The sequence below is a fragment of the Nocardia sp. NPDC056611 genome (assembly GCF_042792755.1).
Taxonomy (GTDB): domain Bacteria; phylum Actinomycetota; class Actinomycetes; order Mycobacteriales; family Mycobacteriaceae; genus Nocardia.
Map to the genome: position 1 here is coordinate 1448809 of NZ_JBHTVV010000002.1, position 17282 is coordinate 1466090.

Annotated in this window: 16 protein-coding genes; 9 read left to right on the top strand and 7 right to left on the bottom strand. The window is 68.4% G+C overall.

The genetic code is table 11. The features are described 5' to 3' along the window. Nucleotides 1-111 precede the first annotated feature (111 nt). A complete protein-coding gene (locus ACFRAQ_RS15450; protein WP_379099609.1) occupies nucleotides 112-2091 on the bottom strand; it encodes a nitrate- and nitrite sensing domain-containing protein in 1980 nt (659 codons plus the stop codon). A 240-nt stretch (nucleotides 2092-2331) separates the two neighbouring features. Between ACFRAQ_RS15450 and ACFRAQ_RS15455 the strand changes: the two genes are divergently transcribed. Then, on the top strand, nucleotides 2332-3831 hold the full coding sequence (locus ACFRAQ_RS15455; RefSeq protein WP_379099612.1) for an alkaline phosphatase: 1500 nt from the start codon (nucleotides 2332-2334) through the stop codon (nucleotides 3829-3831). After that, nucleotides 3828-4316 carry a hypothetical protein gene (locus ACFRAQ_RS15460; protein ID WP_379099614.1) on the top strand — a complete coding sequence of 163 codons (489 nt, stop codon included), beginning with the start codon at nucleotides 3828-3830 and terminating at the stop codon, nucleotides 4314-4316. The genes ACFRAQ_RS15455 and ACFRAQ_RS15460 overlap by 4 nt, the downstream gene beginning before the upstream one ends. A gap of 269 nt (nucleotides 4317-4585) precedes the next feature. Here ACFRAQ_RS15460 and ACFRAQ_RS15465 read toward each other — a convergent pair whose 3' ends face one another. Continuing rightward, nucleotides 4586-5260 carry a cupin domain-containing protein gene (locus tag ACFRAQ_RS15465; RefSeq protein WP_379099617.1) on the bottom strand — a complete coding sequence of 225 codons (675 nt, stop codon included), beginning with the start codon at nucleotides 5258-5260 and terminating at the stop codon, nucleotides 4586-4588. Nucleotides 5261-5427: 167 nt separating this feature from the next. Between ACFRAQ_RS15465 and ACFRAQ_RS15470 the strand changes: the two genes are divergently transcribed. Together ACFRAQ_RS15470 and ACFRAQ_RS15475 are read left to right on the top strand one after the other, a co-directional pair. Further along, nucleotides 5428-6981 carry a succinic semialdehyde dehydrogenase gene (locus ACFRAQ_RS15470; RefSeq protein WP_379099620.1) on the top strand — a complete coding sequence of 518 codons (1554 nt, stop codon included), beginning with the start codon at nucleotides 5428-5430 and terminating at the stop codon, nucleotides 6979-6981. A gap of 59 nt (nucleotides 6982-7040) precedes the next feature. Next, the gene (locus tag ACFRAQ_RS15475; protein WP_379099622.1) at nucleotides 7041-7856 is read left to right on the top strand and encodes a class I SAM-dependent methyltransferase; all 816 of its coding nucleotides are present in this window, start codon (nucleotides 7041-7043) and stop codon (nucleotides 7854-7856) included. Nucleotides 7857-7917: 61 nt separating this feature from the next. On the opposite strand, the gene ACFRAQ_RS15480 is transcribed toward ACFRAQ_RS15475, so the two are convergent. The 3 genes from ACFRAQ_RS15480 to ACFRAQ_RS15490 all read right to left on the bottom strand — a co-directional run bounded on the left by ACFRAQ_RS15480 (nucleotide 7918) and on the right by ACFRAQ_RS15490 (nucleotide 11256). After that, nucleotides 7918-8325, bottom strand: a complete 408-nt coding sequence (locus ACFRAQ_RS15480) for a DUF779 domain-containing protein (RefSeq protein WP_357276401.1) — start codon at nucleotides 8323-8325, stop codon at nucleotides 7918-7920. Nucleotides 8326-8338: 13 nt separating this feature from the next. Continuing rightward, complete coding sequence (locus ACFRAQ_RS15485) at nucleotides 8339-9856, bottom strand: aldehyde dehydrogenase family protein (protein WP_379099625.1); 1518 nt, start codon at nucleotides 9854-9856, stop codon at nucleotides 8339-8341. Between the two features lie 182 nt (nucleotides 9857-10038). Continuing rightward, complete coding sequence (locus ACFRAQ_RS15490; protein WP_379099627.1) at nucleotides 10039-11256, bottom strand: transcriptional regulator; 1218 nt, start codon at nucleotides 11254-11256, stop codon at nucleotides 10039-10041. Nucleotides 11257-11462: 206 nt separating this feature from the next. Here ACFRAQ_RS15490 and ACFRAQ_RS15495 point away from each other — a divergent pair, with 206 nt between their 5' ends. Continuing rightward, the gene (locus ACFRAQ_RS15495; RefSeq protein WP_379099630.1) at nucleotides 11463-12026 is read left to right on the top strand and encodes a hypothetical protein; all 564 of its coding nucleotides are present in this window, start codon (nucleotides 11463-11465) and stop codon (nucleotides 12024-12026) included. Nucleotides 12027-12041: 15 nt separating this feature from the next. Then, on the top strand, nucleotides 12042-12401 hold the full coding sequence (locus tag ACFRAQ_RS15500) for a hypothetical protein (RefSeq protein ID WP_379099633.1): 360 nt from the start codon (nucleotides 12042-12044) through the stop codon (nucleotides 12399-12401). Here the strand turns inward: ACFRAQ_RS15500 and ACFRAQ_RS15505 are convergent. Next, a complete protein-coding gene (locus tag ACFRAQ_RS15505; RefSeq protein ID WP_379099636.1) occupies nucleotides 12359-12808 on the bottom strand; it encodes a nuclear transport factor 2 family protein in 450 nt (149 codons plus the stop codon). The genes ACFRAQ_RS15500 and ACFRAQ_RS15505 overlap by 43 nt on opposite strands. 167 nt (nucleotides 12809-12975) lie before the next feature. Next, the gene (locus ACFRAQ_RS15510; RefSeq protein ID WP_379099639.1) at nucleotides 12976-14196 is read right to left on the bottom strand and encodes an FAD-dependent monooxygenase; all 1221 of its coding nucleotides are present in this window, start codon (nucleotides 14194-14196) and stop codon (nucleotides 12976-12978) included. A gap of 72 nt (nucleotides 14197-14268) precedes the next feature. On the opposite strand from ACFRAQ_RS15510, the gene ACFRAQ_RS15515 reads away from it, so the two are divergent. The 3 genes from ACFRAQ_RS15515 to ACFRAQ_RS15525 all read left to right on the top strand — a co-directional run bounded on the left by ACFRAQ_RS15515 (nucleotide 14269) and on the right by ACFRAQ_RS15525 (nucleotide 17273). Then, nucleotides 14269-14832: a TetR/AcrR family transcriptional regulator gene (locus ACFRAQ_RS15515; protein WP_379099642.1), complete on the top strand. Its 564-nt coding sequence runs from the start codon at nucleotides 14269-14271 to the stop codon at nucleotides 14830-14832. A gap of 145 nt (nucleotides 14833-14977) precedes the next feature. Next, on the top strand, nucleotides 14978-15958 hold the full coding sequence (locus ACFRAQ_RS15520) for a terpene synthase family protein (RefSeq protein WP_379099645.1): 981 nt from the start codon (nucleotides 14978-14980) through the stop codon (nucleotides 15956-15958). A 331-nt stretch (nucleotides 15959-16289) separates the two neighbouring features. Next, the gene (locus ACFRAQ_RS15525) at nucleotides 16290-17273 is read left to right on the top strand and encodes a polyprenyl synthetase family protein (RefSeq protein ID WP_379099648.1); all 984 of its coding nucleotides are present in this window, start codon (nucleotides 16290-16292) and stop codon (nucleotides 17271-17273) included. The last annotated feature ends 9 nt before the right edge of the window (nucleotides 17274-17282 follow it).

A 17282-nucleotide genomic window follows, 5' to 3' on the forward strand; every position in this document is an offset into this window, starting at 1 on the left:
GAGTGCGTTTGACAGACCGGGTCATACATGACGGTGCATCGCATAGGAAGCCGTTAAACAGCAATCTGATAGCTACCCTAATAGACGGCGGCACAGGGCGATTCGCACCGCTCAGGCGTGTCGCCGCGAATCGACGGCATGGGACGAATCCGGCGTGGCGTCCGGCGGTTCGCGCTCGATCAGGACCGTGGGCAACAACACGATCGCGCGCACGCCGCCATGATCGGAATCGGACAAACGCACCGAGATGCCGTGACGGGCGGCCAGTCGCGACACCACGAACAGGCCCAGTCGCGAGTCCTCGGACAGCCTGGTGACCGCGAAGTCCGGTGCGGCGCTCAGCAGCTCGTTGCGGCGGTCCAGATCCTCGGCGGGCATCCCCATGCCCTGATCGCTGATCTCCACGACCACGCCGCGGGCCACCGCCGTGCCGGTGATCTCCACCCAGGACTGCGGCGGGGAGAAGGAGGCGGCGTTGTCGACCAGTTCGGCCAGCAGGTGCACCACATCGGCGACCGCCGCGCCGGCCAGGAAAACCGCTGGCAGACGACCGATTCGAACCCGCTGATAGTCGGCCGTCTCCCCGGCGGAGGAACGCACCAGTTCCAGCAGGGGGACCGGGTTGCGCCATTGTCTGCCGGGGCGGCCACCCGCCAGGATGATCAGGTTCTCGGCATTGCGGCGTTCGCGGGTGGCCAGGTGGTCGAGGCGGAAGTAGATGTCCAGCAGCGCCGGATTCTCCTGTCGCGCCTGCGCGGCGTCGAGAATCTCCAGCTGGCGGTGCACGACGACCTGGCTGCGGTGCGCGATATTGAGGAATACCGACTTCACGCCCTCGCGGGTGCGGGCCTCGGTGAGCGCGGCGCCGACGGCCGCGGCGTGCGCGTGCCCGAACGCCCGCGCCACCTGCCCGATCTCGTCGTGCCCGAAGTCGAGGACCGGTGCGGCGGCCTCCATCTCGAGGTGCTCGCCCGCGGCGAGGCGTCGCATGGTCTCGGGCAGTTCGTCGTCGGCGAGGGCGAGGGTGCGGTCCCGCAGCCGCCGCAGCCGGCGGATGATCTGGTTGGCCAGCGCCAGCGCGACCAGGATCGAGATCGCTCCCAGCCCGACCATGCCCGCCCCGGCCCACACCGATTTGCGGGTGGTGTCGGAGGCCGCGGCCACCGCCAGCCGCTGGGCCTCCTCGTTCTCGGCCTGCCAGAGTTCGGCCAGCCCGTGAGCCACCTCCGTGGCGCTGCGCTGCCACTGGTCGACAGGGACCGGAAGCGGTTGCGGCGCGGACCGTTTGAACGACCCCTCCGGCACGGCCAGGGTGCGCTGGGCCAGGACCGGTTCCACCTGGCCCAGATGCACCCAGGCGGCGCTCCACACCAGGGCGCGCGCCGCGGCGGCCTGCTGCTCGTCGGGTGCGGCCACGATGGCCGCCACCGCGGTGCGGTAATAACCGACCAGGCTGAGATATTCGGCCCCGAGCTCGGGGGAGAGGTGGTTGCCGTCGAGCAGTGACACCGCCAGCGCGTTGGCGCGGCTCATCGCCTCCAGGCAGTGCAACACGTCCGCCGCCTGGGCCAGTTCCACAGCGGTGGCCGAGTCCGGCGCGGAGCGCTGAGCGACCTCCACGCCCGCCATCACCGACTGTGGAATGCGGTTGTAGAAGGCATAGGCGTCGGCGGCCGGGACGGTCCCCGCGTCGATCCCGGTCCGAATCCCCGCCAGCCGCTTGCTCGTTTCGCCGAGCGCCGTCGTGGCCTGCCCCATGGAATCGGGCCCGATCCGCGACAACTCCGACTGCGCGGGCGCGAGCAGCCGCACCGCCGTATCCAGCCGCTGCCGCGCGGTCGTCAACTGCCGCACCTCGACATCCACCCCGGCCAACCGCCACAACGTCAGCTGCCGTTCGGCCTGCACGGCCTCGATCAACTCACGGGTGGGTGCGATCCCGGCCTGCATCTCACCCGCCCAGGTTCGAGCACGGGATGCACGGTCCACCAGGACGCCGGCCGCACTATTACCGCTGACCGCCAGCGCCAGGCTCGGGACCAGCGCGATGGCCAGGACCCGGGTACGGACGCCGAGCTTCGGAAAACGCATCGCCGCAACCTAGCCGGGCGCCAGATGCGCGTTCGGCACGAGTCCTTTTGTGCGGGATGGTGTTTGACAGCGCTCCGGCGCGTCCCGTAGGCCCTGGTCGTGGGGCATCCGTTAACCTGCGCGCCAACTGGGAGATTACTGCGAGTCGGGAACGGGCTAACCTGCAGCACTACGTTCAGCCGCGCCCGGGACATGAGCCGCGCCGCCGGACCTCGGGGACGCGACGACGGAGGAGACGAAGTGCAGCACAGGAAACGCGCGTGGTGGGTCGCGATGGCGACGGCGACCGCCGCGATGTCGGCCGCGACGCTGGTGGCCGGATGCGGGTCGGACAGCAAGGGCGACAACGAGGTCCACAACATCATCTACCTGCTCGGTGACGGTATGGGGCGCACCCATGTCACCGCCGCGCGCCAGCGGTTCGAGGGCGCGGGCGGGCAGTTGCAGCTCGAGAAGCTGCCGTATGTGGGCGCGGTCGCGACCTACGCCGTGGAGCCGAACAGCGCCAAGCCGTCGCTGGTGACCGACTCCGCGTCCGCGGCCACCGCGTGGTCGTCGGGTGTGAAGACCTACAACGCCGCCATCGGCGTGGACGCCTACGGCAAGTCGGTGCCGACGCTCATGGAGCAGGCCAAGGCCGCGGGCTTCGCGACCGGCAATGTCAGCACCGCCGAGATCACCGACGCCACCCCGGCGGGCATGTTCAGCCACGCGCTGCTGCGCGGATGCCAGGGCCCGACCTTCAGCGATTCGACCTGCCTGCCCAAGAAGGCCGACGGCAGCTACGAGGCGCAGCCGGCGGACAAGACGCTGGTCACCCCGATCGCGGAGCAGATCGCGCGCAACAACACCGCCGACGTCATCTTCGGCGGCGGCCTGGCCCGCTTCGAGCCCGATGACCAGAAGGCCTTGCTGGACAACGGGTATCAGGTGCTGGGCTCCATGGGTGATCCCGCGCTGAAGGCGCAGACCGCCGAGAGCCAGAAGGTGGCCACCGCCGCCGACCTGAAGTCGGTGACCGCGCAGAAGGTGATCGGCCTGTTCAACCGCGGGAACCTGACCGTCACCAATGCCCGCAACGCGCTCCCGGATTCGGCTCCGCAGAAGCAGGAACCGACGCTGAAGGACATGACCACCAAGGCGATCGACCTGCTGTCGGCGCGCAAGGGCAAGGGCTTCCTGCTCCAGATCGAGGGCGCCCTCATCGACAAGCGCTCGCACGCCAACGACGCCGCCCAGACCCTCGACGAGGTCAAGGCGTTCGACGACGCGGTCGCCGCGGCCATGGACTTCGCGAAGAAGGACGGTCACACCATGGTGATCGTGACCGCGGACCACGAGTGCGCGGGCTTCAACATCATCGAGAAGAACACCTTCACCAACGCCGAGGCCGTCGCGCCGCCGACGAACGTGGACGCCACCAACCCGGCCAACAACAGCAAGCCCGGCCGTGACGGCAAGGACAACGTGAAGGACCCGGTCCGCTCGCCCGGCCTGGTCAACGGTGCGGGACAACAGGATCCGCGCAACTTCGCCCCCGCCACCTTCCGCACCCCCGACGACCCGGCCGAGGTGAAGGACGGCACGCCCGAGGCAAGCCTGTGGCTGACCTACCTCTCGGGCAACCACACCGGCGCCGATGTGCAGATCTACGCCTACGGCCCGGGTGCGCAGGTGTTCGCGACCAGCCAGGACAACACCTCGCTGTACACCAAGATGCACAAGGCGCTGCTGCCGTGACGCGGCGAACCGGAGCGGTGATCGCGGGCCTGCTGGCGGTGGCGGGCCTGGGCACGGGATGTTCCTCCGCGCCGCAGCCCGCGACCCCGGCGCCCGCGGCCGCTCCGGTGGCCGCCCCGCGCACGACCGAGCCCCCGGCCGCGACGCTCGCGATCCCGGCGGGGGAGGTGCGGCTGGCGGCCGGCCCGTTCACCGATCGGGTGCGGCTCAGCGGCACCCGGCTCGAAGGGTCTTCCGTGCGTGGCACTCTGGCGATCACCTCCGATGTCAGCGATGTGCTGGCGCTGGAGGTGAGTGCGGCGTTCTACGACGCCAATGGCCGACTGGTCGGTACGGGGATGTTCCAGCACGCCGACGAGGAACCCACCGGCGGCGGCCCGCACGTGCCCAGCGTGAACGGCATTCCGTTCACCATCGTGTCGGCTCCGGCCGACGCTCCGGTCTCGGCGGCGGTACTGTCGATCCCGGTGCTGGTGAACGAATGAAGTTGGGCCGCATGTCTTTCGGTGATCCCGCGCACGCACCCCTCGTACGTGCGCGGGATCGGGGCCCGACCCGCCGGTGCTGCCTTCACCGGCGGGAGATTCCCTGCCCGGGGTAGTACTGGCTATTTCTTCGCCGGCCGATCACGATCGGTTACAGAATTCGCAGCAAAATGCTGGAATTCCGACAATACGGACAAAATAAATGCGGCACTCCGTCCGAGACGGAGTGCCGCAGTGCCCGCGGCGGGGCGGCCGCCGATGGCTTGTCGTCAGGTGCGTTTCGCGTACTGGGCCGCACCGGCCCAATCGAGCATCACGCACGGCTCGTCGCCGAGGACCCAGGCGTCGTGACCGGCCGGGCAGAACAGGTAGTCGCCGGGGCCGAGCTCGGATTCCGCCCCGTCGTCCATCCGGATCCGCAGCCGGCCCGAGATGCAGTAGCCGACGTGCATGGCCTGGCAGGTGTCGGTGCCGGCGATCGGCTTGACGTGGGTGGACCAGCGCCAGCCCGGTTCGAAGACCGCGCGGCCGAGCGCGCCGAACGGCGTCTCGATCAGGTCCATCCGACCCATTCCCGCCTCGAAGGGGCGGGTTTCGTCCGGACTGTCGAGGCTGCGCACGACCATACTGCGCCCCTGGCCGTCGGCCATATTGTCCTCGCGCAGCAGATCCAGGTTGTGGAAGACCGCCGGACCGTCGCACAGTGCGGCGATCTCCTCGGCGAAGCGGGTGGTCTCGGGCAGGTCGGAGTTCTTCATCGCCTCTTCGTAGGAGGGGAACTCGACCATCTGCATGTAGGTGTTCGGGTGATCGCGATCCTTGGCCTCGAGGCCGCGGACGGCCGTGCGCTTGCCCGCCGTCGCGGTCAGCCACGCGTCGAGTTTCTCGTTGAACTCGTCGATGTGAGTGGTCGTGAACTCGATCGTCTGAACGAACTTGGTCATTGTGGGCACTCCTTCGAAAAGGGCACCCCGTCGAGAACATTACTCTCGGATCGCTCGGTGAATTGGCAATTTTGTGGCAATCACCAGATTTCCGAGTCCGGGCCCCGCGCCGAGGTCAGGGGGTAGATTGTGTGTATCCCAAAGTTACTCGCAAGTAGGAGGCGATGATGCCGGTGCCGGCTGCCGCGGTGTTCGAACGGCTGCGCTCGTTCGCGGCCGTGGATACCACGCAGGACCACGCGACCAGAGCGATCACCGAGGTGTTCACCGGTGACACCCTGGGCGAGGTGCCGGTCGGCACCGCCGCCGATGTCGCCACCGCCATCGCCAAAGCCCGTGCCGCCCAGGCGGACTGGGCCGCGCGCACGCCCCAGCAGCGGGCCGAGGTGCTGGACCGCTACCGCGCGCTGGTGATCGAGAACCGCGAATACCTGATGGACGTCATCCAGGCCGAGACCGGCAAGGCGCGCTGGGCGGCACAGGAGGAGGTGATGGGCCTGTTCCTCGCGGCCCGCTACTTCTCCCGGGTCGCGCCGAAACTGCTGGCGGCCCAGAGTGTGCCGGGCGCGTTCCCGGTCCTGAACCGGGCCTCGGTGCGCCCGGTGCCCAAAGGCGTGGTCGGCGTGATCGCGCCGTGGAACTACCCGATGCTGCTCGCGGTCGGCGACTCGATTCCGGCGCTGCTGGCCGGGAACGCGGTGGTGGTCAAGCCCGACAGCCAGACCCCGTACTCGGCGCTGGCCAATGCCGAGCTGTTCGCCCGGGCCGGGCTGCCCACGGATCTGTTCGCCGTGGTCACCGGTCCTGGCACGGTGGTCGGCACGGCCATCGTCGACGACTGCGACTACCTGATGTTCACCGGCTCCTCCGCCACCGGTCGCACCCTGGCCGAGCAGTGCGGACGCCGCCTCATCGGCTTCTCCGCCGAACTGGGCGGCAAGAACCCGATGATCATCACGCGGGGCGCCGACCTGGACAAGGCCGCCAAGGCCGCGGTCCGTGCCTGCTTCTCCAACGCGGGCCAGCTGTGCATCTCCATCGAGCGCATGTACGTCGAGCGCGCGGTCGCCGAGAAGTTCACCGAGAAGTTCACCGCCGCGGCGCGGGCTGCGAAACTCGGTGCGGCGTACGACTTCTCGAAGGACATCGGCAGCCTGATCTCCGAATCACAGCTGGAGACGGTCACCAAGCACGTCGCCGACGCGGTCTCCAAGGGCGCGAAGGTGCTCGCGGGCGGCAACGCCCGCCCCGACCTGGGCCCGCTGTTCTTCGAACCGACGGTGCTGTCCGACGTCACCGACGCGATGGAGTGCGGCCGCAACGAGACCTTCGGCCCCCTGGTCTCCATCTACCCGGTGGACTCGGTCGACGAGGCCATCACCCGCGCGAACGACACCGAGTACGGCCTCAATGCCAGCGTCTGGGCGGGCAGCAAGGCCGAGGGCGAGCACATCGCCGGGCAATTGCACGCGGGCACAGTCAATGTCGACGAGGGCTACGCCCCCGCCTGGGGCACCACGGGCGCTCCCATGGGCGGCATGGGCATCTCCGGCGTCGGCCGCCGCCACGGCCCCGACGGCCTCCTGAAGTTCACCGAACCCCAGTCCATCGTGGTCACCCGATTCCTCAACCTGGACGCCCCGCCCTTCGTCCCCCAGGACAAGTGGCAGCCCTTCCTGATGACCATCGCCCGCAGCCTCCGCTTCCTGCCCGGCCGCTGAGGTGCCGTTAGACCAACCTTCCGATATGCGTACACTGTACCCGTCGGAAGGTTGGTCGAATGGCGGAGAATCCACTGGCCGCGCCGGGCGCATGGGACGACGTTGCCGCGGGCTATGCCGAGGTCGTGTCGGACATGATGCGTCCCTTCGCGATTCGCGCGCTCGAGCTGGGCGGACTGACCGCCCGGTCGCGGATCATCGATGTGGCCACCGGCCCCGGCGTGCTGGCCCTGCAGGCCGCACCCCGGGTCGCCGAGGTCGTCGCGGTCGACTTCTCGACAGAGATGATCCGGCGATTGCGCGGCACGATCATGCGGGCCGGAATCGGGAACGTGCTGACCGGCGTCAGCGACGGCCAGCGATTGCGCTACGCCACCAACACCTTCGACGCGGCCTTCTCGATGTTCGGGCTCATGTTCTTCCCGGACCGCGCGGCGGGCTTCGCCGAACTGCGCCGGGTGCTGCGACCCGGCGGCACCGCCGTGGTGTCGAGCTGGGCTCCGATCGCGGACTCGCCGCTGATGACCCTGCTGTTCGAGGCCTTCCAGACCGGGATTCCGGGATTCTCCGCGCCCCAGCCGAATCCGGACAGCCTGGAGAATCCGATCGCCTTCCAACGCGAACTGCACGCGGCAGGCTTCACCGAGGTAACCCTGCGCCCGCACACCGAATCGTTCCGCTACGACAGCGCCGAGCAGATGTGGGACCGGCTGACCCGAGGCAGCGCGCCGTTGCAGGCGACAAGGCGGCGCACGGACAAGGCCACCTGGGCGGAGCGGGAACGCGTCATGATCGAGTATCTGCGCGAGCACTACGAGCCCGGCTCGGCCCTGTCCACGACCGCGTGGCTCGGCGTCGGCCGAAAGGCGCGCTAGCGGATTCGCGGGTTGTACGGTGGCGCGGCCGACCCGGAGAAACCGGCCGCGCCACCCTCCTTCATCCGGCCAGTTCGTTGCCGCGGAGCGGGGCAGGAGCCGCTTCCAGCACCGCTGTCTCGGCATCGGTGAACAGGCGTGACCGGATGACGAATCGGACACCCTCGGGCGCTTCGAGGGAGAAGCCGCCGCCGCGGCCGGGGACCACGTCGACGGTGAGGTGGGTGTGGCGCCAATATTCGAATTGGTCGGCGCTCATCCAGAACGATGTGTCCGGGAAGACGCGGCCGAGCAGTACATCGGCCGCGCCCACCCGGAACTCGCCCAGGGGATAGCACATCGGGGAGCTGCCATCGCAGCAGCCGCCCGACTGGTGGAACATCACCGGGCCGTTGTGGTCGATGAGCCGTTGCAGCACCGCCGCCGCGGCCTCGGTGATGGTCACCCGGGATACCGGACCCGCCGTCATATCGCCCCCCGGTTCAGAAGAATCCGAGTTTCTTCGGCGAGTACGACACGAGCAGGTTTTTCGTCTGCTGGTAGTGGTCGAGCATCATGCGATGGTTCTCGCGGCCGATGCCGGACTTCTTGTAGCCGCCGAACGCCGCGTGCGCGGGATAGGCGTGATAGCAGTTCGTCCACACCCGACCGGCTTTCAGCGCCCGGCCCACCCGGTAGGCGATGCCGCCGTCGCGGCTCCACACGCCGGCGCCGAGGCCGTAGAGCGTGTCGTTGGCGATGGTTACCGCTTCGACCTCGTTGTCGAAGCGGGCCACCGCTACCACCGGTCCGAAGATCTCCTCCTGGAAGATCCGCATGTCATTGCGGCCCTCGAAGATCGTCGGCTCGATGTAGTACCCATTGGGGAAACCCTCCACCTTGCGCATCTCGCCGCCGGTGAGCACTTTCGCGCCCTCCTGACGGCCGATATCGATGTAGGAGAGGATCTTTTCGTACTGGTCGTTACTGGCCTGCGCGCCGATCATGGTCGCGTCGTCGAGCGGATTGCCGCCCTTGATGGCCTTGGTCCGCTCGATGCAGCGGGCCATGAACTCGTCGTAGATCGACGAATGGATGAGCGCCCGGGACGGGCAGGTGCACACTTCGCCCTGGTTCAGCGCGAACATCACGAAACCCTCGACGGCCTTGTCCAGGAAGTCGTCGTCGGCCGAAAGCACGTCGGGGAAGAAGATATTGGGGCTCTTGCCGCCCAGCTCGAGGGTCACCGGGATGATGTTCTCGCTGGCGTACTGCATGATCAGCCGCCCGGTGGTGGTCTCGCCGGTGAAGGCGATCTTGGCCACGCGCGGGCTCGACGCCAGCGGCTTGCCCGCCTCCACGCCGAAACCGTTGACCACATTGACGACTCCCGGCGGCAGCAGGTCCGCGATGAGCTCGATCACCAGCAGCAGCGAGGCGGGCGTCTGCTCGGCGGGCTTGATGACGACACAGTTGCCGGCGGCCAGCGCGGGCGCCAGCTTCCAGGCGGCCATCAGGATCGGGAAGTTCCACGGGATGATCTGCCCGACCACGCCCAGGGGTTCCTGGAAGTGATAGGCGACGGTGTCGGCGTCGATCTGGGAGAGGTGACCCTCCTGCGCGCGGACCGCGCCGGCGAAGTAGCGGAAGTGGTCGACCGTCAAAGGCAAGTCGGCGGCGAGGGTTTCGCGGACCGGCTTGCCGTTCTCCCAGGTTTCGGCGACGGCGAGGCGCTCCAGGTTCGCCTCGATCCGGTCGGCGATCTTGTTGAGGATGTTGGCACGATCCGTCACCGAGGTGGCACCCCAGGTTTCGGCCGCCCGGTGCGCGACCTCCAGGGCCATGTCGATGTCCGCCGCGCTGGAACGCGCCACTTCACAAAAGGTCTCGCCGTCGATCGGGGAGGGATTCTCGAAGTATCGGCCCTCGATCGGCGCTTTCCACTCGCCGCCGATGAAGTTGTCGTAGCGGCGGTTGAAGCTGATGATGCTGCCCTCTGTGCCGGGCTTGGCGTAGATCATGGCGCGGCTCCTGATCGCATTATCTGCGGTGACGGGGGCCACTATGAACCGCGAAGGTTGGCGGGAGGTTGGCGCGGGGTTGGCGAAACGTTGCCGCGTCGGTACCTGCGGAATCGGCTGCGGTAACGGACAATTCGGATGCTAGGCACGCTGTGCAACCTTGCATGCGATGCGTGTGTGGCCTAGCGCAGCGCGGTGTGCAACCGCGCGGTCGCCAGGGCTCGGCGGCTGTCGCCGTGGGGGAGCAGCCGCAGGGCGTGCTCGTGGATCTCGATGTCGTCGGGGCAGCGCTGACCGAAACGCAGGGCGTGCTCGGGATTGTGGTCGGCCAGTACGGCTGTGCGCAGGCAGACGTCGAGGTGCTCGCGCCACTGCACGATGCCCGGGACATCCGAATCCGGCAGCAGCGGACCGCGATACAGCCGCACGGCCGTGGTCAGGTCGCCCGCCTCGAGCGCGGCCAGCAGTTCGACGGCGTCGCAGGCGAGGGGTTCGGTGAGCATGTACCGGCGGTCGGCGATGCGGCCGTCGGTGGCGGCGCGCAGACGGGAGACGTCGGATTTGAGCGTGCTCGACGACACCGACCGGCCGCCATAGACGGCCTCGTGCAAGCGTTCCGGCGTGAAGCCCTCGGGCTCGAGCGCCAGCAGGGTCAGGATCTCGAGTTGCCGAGGCCGCATCGGCACCTGGCGACCCTGCTGGTACAACCGGGGGACACCCAGCGCTTCGAGGCGGGGTGTGGCCGCGGGGCGTTGCTGTTCGGCATGCACTCGGGATTCGATGGCGGTCACCAGGGCTCGGACGGTGGTGAGGATCAGCGGATGCGAGCGGTCCCAGTACGTCGATAGATCGAGCACGCCCAATTGGCGACCGTCGGCGGCGCGGATCGGCGCGCAGTAGCAGACCCAGCCGTGCAATGCCTCGACCAGATGCTCGGCGGCCCACACCTGGGAGGGGCGGCCGCTGTGCAGGGACAGCGCGATGCCGCTGGTGCCCATGTAGGGCTCGTCCCAGCAGCCGCCGGGGGCGAGGTTCACCGATTCGGCCCGCCGCCGCACCGAGCGGTCGCCACAACTGAAGAGCACGGTCCCGGCCTCGTCGGTGACCACCGCGATCATGCCCGAGTCCTCGGTCAACGCCCGCAGCTCACCCGCCATCTCGGTGACCGGGGTGCGCAGCGGCGATTCGGCCCAACGCGAACCCAATTCGTCGCGGTCGGTTCCCGGGGCCACGGCCCGTGTCGGATCCACCGTGCGCAGCGACCGCTCCCACGACGCGGCCACTTCGCCGCGCAGCGCCACCTGGGCGGCGGGCGGACAGCCGGGGGTGGACGTGGTCCACCGCTCCCAGGCCTTCTCCAACTCCGCACGCTGATGCGACGCGGCGGGCAGCTGTGTCATGGCGCAAACTCCTCGGGGTGCCTCCGGACCGAGCGATATCCCATGATGGCGCGCGGTCGCACCGTGCGGGCCGCATTCGCCGCAGTCCGCGGAGTAAATCGTCCGGCGTCGCTTCGCATCCTTCGCCGGCGGCGACCCACCGGGTTTGAAGTGCCGATTTCGAGGCATTACGCCAACGGGGATACGGACTCGACCAGGAGGATCAAATGTCGAGCGGAGCATGGATCGCAGTGATCGTCGCCGCGGCGGTGATCGTGGTGTTGGTGATCGCGGCGGTGCTCGGGCCGCGCAGACGCAGCCGACGGCTGCAGCGTCGGTTCGGACCCGAATACGACCGCACCGTGGCAGCGGCGCCGAACCGCAAGGACGCCGAGCAGGAGCTGACAGACCGCGAAAAACGCCACGAAGAACTGGATCTGCGGGATCTGTCGCCCGAGGAGAAGCAGCGCTACGACGCGGCCTGGACTCACATCCAGGAACAGTTCATCGACGACCCCGGCGGGGCGCTCGACGCCGCCGACCGCCTCGTCACGAAGGCGATGACCGACCGCGGCTACCCGAACGAGAACTATGACCAACAAGTGGCGGACCTGTCGGTGGAACACTCACGCCCCCTGGGCCGGTTCCGCGCCGCCCACGAGATCGCCGCGCGCGCCGGACACGGCGAGGCGTCCACCGAGGACATGCGCGTGGCCATCGTCGACTACCGCGAGGTGTTCGCCGAACTGGTCGGCGGCGATCACCACGGCACCTCCGACCACCAGAAGTGAGGCATTGAGATGATCATGAATCCACACCCGCGCGAGGACGTCCCGGCCACCGAGTCCGCCGAGCGCGAAGACCTCCACGGCGACGGCCGTTCCCACGGCGACGGTGACCCCGGACGGCTGCGCGATCAGTGGCGCGATATCCAGGCCGGGTTCGTCGACGATCCCAAGGACGCCGTGACCCGCGCGGACGCGCTCGTGGGCGACGCGCTCGAGCAGCTCACCGATCAGTGCTCGCGCCGCCGTGAGCAACTCGAAAGCGAGTGGGCGCGCGGCGAAGCCGCCGACACCGAGGCACTGCGCACGGCGCTGCGCGGCTATCGCGACCTGTTCGATCAGCTGGTGGGCGGCACCGCGTCCGGGGCGACGAACATGTAGCTCTTCTCCTCGACGCGCTGCTTGATCCGCCACTCGCCGCCGACCCGCACGAAGGTGTCGTGGTACCAGAGGCCGCACAGCATGAGCCGCCGTTCGCCGTCGGCGGCGCCGACCATCATCGGGTTGTGACACATGGTGCGCGCGGTGGCGTTGTCGCCCTCGACCCGGATGGACGAATTGCTGATCATGTGTTGGAACGCCGAGAAGTTGGGCATGACCGTGGCGAGGAACTTCTTGGTGGATTCCACGTCACCGGCCGGACCGCCCATGGCGGTGTAATCGATGTGGGCGTCCGGGGTGAAGATCTCGTCCAGCATGTCCCACTGGTGGGTGTCCACGGCGTGGGAATAGCGGACCATGAGGTCCTCTATTTCCATGCGATCCGAAATCTCCTGCAGGGACAACATGCTGCCTCCGGGTATGGCCGATAACTCTTCAGGGACGGTGCGCCACCGTACGCCCAGGGTCGTCGTTGATCTTGCCATTTCCGAAAGACGAGGGGATGCCATTGATCTCGTTCGGGCCGGCCGGTCGCCCGCAAAGCACGCCACAAGCGGCGCGATCCGGGTGCAGGTCAGGCGGCGGGGTCGCCGATCCGGTAGTCCTCGACCGTAATTGTCCGCGCCACCTTCTGCGGAGCGCCGCCGATCAGTCCGCGCCAAGGCAGGTAAGGGAGCAGGCGCACGTTCAGGTTGCGGAAGGCGATCATCGCCTTGCTGTTCGGGGCGTACCAGCCGCCCACGCCCTCCGCGAATTTCTGGCAGGCGTCCACCATCGGCCGCATCCGTGTCTCGTAGCGGTCGAAGGCGACGCGGTGATCGCCTGCGGCCGCGGCCAACTCACCGGCCAGCACATACGCCCCGACCAGCGACAGGTCCGCGCCCTGGCCGGACAGCGGGGACGCGCAGTATCCGGCGTCGCCGACCAGCGCGATCCGGCCCTTCGACCACCGGTCCATACGGATCTGCGCCATGGCGTCGAAGTAGAAGTCCTGGGCGTTCGGCAGTTCCGCGAGCAGGCGTGGCACCTCCCAGCCCTGGTCGGCGAATGTCTCGGTGAGGATGCGTCGTTGGGCGTCGGTGTCGCGGTAGTCGTAGTCGAGGGGATCGGACGCCCATGCGAAAATCGCTTTGGCCTCGGTGTTCTCGCGGGCGCTGTAGGACCCCGCGATCTTTCCGGGGGTGTTGTGGTCCAGTTCCCAGTGGTCCAGACTCAGCAGATTCGGCGTCGTGAAGATCGAGATGTAGTAACCCATGTGGCGGAGGAATTCCGATTCCGGGCCGAAAACCAGCGTGCGGGTGTGGGAGTGGACGCCGTCCGCGCCGATGACCAGATCGAAGGTGCGGGCGGGGGAGTTCTCGAACGTCACGTGCACGCCTGATTCGCCCTCACGCAACGCGGCGATGGAGTCGCCGAAGAGGTATTCCACATTCTCGCGGGTCGCCTCGTAGAGAACCTCGGCCAGATCGCCGCGCTGAATCTCGGTGTCGCCATTGGCCCCGACGCCATTGAACACCTCGCTGGAGATGGAGGCGCGAGCCTTTCCCTTGGCATCGACATAGGAAGTGCCGCGCTTTCCGGTACTGCGAGCGTGCACCTGCTCGAGCAGACCCATGCGCCGGACCACCTCGGTGGCGCTGCCCAGGACATCGATGGCCTGGCCGCCCGGACGCAGGGCCGGGGCCTTCTCGACCACGGTCGGTTCGAATCCGTAGCGCCGCAGCCAGAACGCGAGGGCGGGGCCCGCGATGCTCGCGCCGGAGATCAGAACGTTCTTGGTGCTCGTCTGCCGCATATCTCGACCATAGATCCGATTTGGGCAAACGCGCAAGACATTTGTCTCAGGCATTTGCGCTAGAGTGTGGGCATGGGAAACCGTGAGGATCTGCTCGCCGGCGCGCGCCAGTGCCTGTTCGACAAGGGCTATGCCCGCACCACCGTGCGCGATATCGCGACCGCCTCGGGGGTCAGCATGGCCGCCATCGGCTATCACTTCGGGTCCAAGGAAGCGCTGCTCACGGCCGCGCTGGCAGAGGCCACCGAGGAGTGGGGAGACCGGTTGGCACGGACGGTGACGGCGGCGGACACGAGTCCGGATCCCCTGCGGCGCTTCGCCTCCCACTGGGACGCCATTCGCGCATCGGTGACCGCCGATCGCGGGCTCTGGGCCGCGACCTTCGACGCGCTCTCGCATCCGGAGACCCGGGCTCAGCTGGCGGAGCGGACCGAGGACGCCCGGGCGGGACTGGCCCGGTTGTTCGAGGGCGACGAGGGGGACGGGGCCGGACGGTCGGTCGGCGCGCTGTATCAAGCGCTGCTGATCGGGATCGCCGCACAATCGCTGATCGACGGCGAGACAGCGCCCAGCGGAAGCGAACTCGCGGAGGGGCTGCGGCGGATCACCGAGGTCCGCGACGCCACGCCCGACTAGCGGAAACGGACAGCACGAGGGCCGCGCCGGGTCGGATGGCCCGCAGATTCCTAATGACTGGGATTCCAGATGCGAGTGCAAACGTCCGAAATGCCGTTATCGTTACGATCTACTCAGTAAATAGTTGGGGGGTAGGCAGTTTCGTATGGAAGCGCTCGAAGTCTTCATGCCGTTCGAACCGGCGGGGCTCAATCCCGCGGAGCCGCAGGCGGAAGCGGGAATGTGGGCCTGGCTGGAAGCCTACTCGCTGGTTCCGACCGAGCCCACTCGGCGGCGCATGGAACGGACCCGACCGGCCCGTATGTACGCGCTGTGGTGCCCGCGCGCGAACGCCGAGGAGCTCACACTGCTGAGCCAGTACACCGCGTGGGCCTTCATCGTGGACGACCAGTTCGATATCGAAATCCCCGAGCCGCAGCGGTGTTTGGCGGCGATCCTCGCCATCGAAGCCGTACTGGACGGTATCGACAAGCCGTCCGGAGTGCTCGCGATCGCGTTCGCCGACCTGTGGAAACGCTTGTGCCAGGGTCGGTCCCCGGCATGGCGAGAGAGCGTACGCGGCGAGATCCGGGACTGGCTGTGGACCTACTACGCCGAGAGCGTGGGACGGCTCTCCGGCAATCTGCCCGACCTCGAGGACTACCGCGCGCATCGGCGAGACGGCGTGGCGCTGTTCGTGTTTCTCGATATCAGCGAGCGCGCCGAAGGCGTCGACCTGAGCCCCGCGACCCGGCACCTGCCCGCCATGCGCAGTCTGCGCGCCGCGGCCGTCGAGCACATGGGCCTGTTCAACGACGTGCTGTCGGTCGCCTCCGACGAGGCGTCCGGCTACCTGTACAACTCGGTGCTGCTGGCCCAGTATCACCACGGCCACGATCGAGCTCAGGCCCGGCAACTGGTGAACGGCATGCTGTCCGAGTGCGTGGCGCGCATGACCGACGCGGTCGAGCGCCTGCCCACCGAGCTCGACGACGCCGGCATCACCGGCCGCGAACGCGCCGACACCCTCGCCACCGCCGCGAATTACACCGTCTACGTGCGCGCCAACCACGACTACCACTACCAGGCCGCCCGCTACACGAGCGCGCCCGCCGAGGCGCTCGAACACGGGCTGCCACTGACCTGACCACGCCCAACGGCGCACCGTTGCCGAACTGAAATTCGCAGGCAACCCCCGGGTTTCAGTTTCCGATGGGACGATGGGGTTCTTCTGAGCATTGCTACCCAGCTGCCACCGGGTGGCTGCGGTAGCCGTGTCCGAGAGAGCGGGGCCGATTATGCGAGCGTCGAAACCGATCCGTTTCACCGTGGGAGCGCAGGGGGAGGGCAAGCGCCGGTGGGGCCTGTCCCGCCCCGCCGTGGCCGCCCACGCCGGGCACGACGAATCCCGTGCCCGGGCAGCCGAATCCATAACGCGCCCACTCGACGCGACCGCGGAGGGAAGAGCCCGTAGACAATTGAGCGAGGCCAGAGCGGCCATCGACCCGGTGTTGCGGAGCGCGGTCAGTGGCCTGACCGAGCCGCTGGACCTGATGGCCGGGTACCACTTCGGCTGGTGCGATTTTGAGGGAGCGGCCGTCACCGGCGTGCAGGGCAAGGCGCTGCGCCCGGCGCTCACCTTCGCGGCCGCGACCGCGTGCGGCGGGGATCCGGGCACGTCGGTCCACGCGGCGGCGGCCGTCGAACTGCTGCACAACTTCTCGCTGGTACACGACGACGTGATGGACTGCGACGCCTTCCGCCACGGCCGGCCCACGGTGTGGCGGGTGTGGGGTGAGACCACCGCGACCCTGCTCGGCGACGCGCTTCAGGCGGTGGCGCTCGGCGCGCTGTGCGACGGCGTGCCGGAGACGGTCACCGCCGAGGCGGTCATCCGGTTGACCCGGGCCACGGTCGACCTGTGCCACGGGCAGTACGCGGACTGCGACTTCGAGACCCGGGCCGCCGTCACCGTCGACGAGTACCTGGGCATGGCCGCGGGCAAGACCGGCGCGTTGCTCGGCTGCGCCTGCGCGCTGGGCGCACTGTGCGCCGGGGCCGACGAGCGCGTGGTGTCGGCGATGCACACCTTCGGCGCGGAACTGGGCCTGGTGTTCCAGCTGGTCGACGACTTCATCGACATCTGGGGTGATCCGGAGGTCACCGGGAAACCCGCGCACAGCGATCTCATCCATCGCAAGCAGTCGTTCCCGGTGGTGTGCGCACTGGAATCGGGCACGGCCGCGGGTCGCGAGCTGGCTCGGCTCTACCGCACCCGGCACCCGCTGACCACGGCGCGCGCGGCGCGGGCCGCGGAGCTGGTCGAGCGGGCGGGTGGCAAGCAGCGCACGTTGCGGCGGGCGTCGACGGCGTTGGAAGCGGCTTTCGCGGCGTTGCCCGATGATCTGGTGTCGGACGATCTGAGCGCCTTGGCTCAGCTGGTCGCTCATCGCGATCGCTGATCGCGGGGT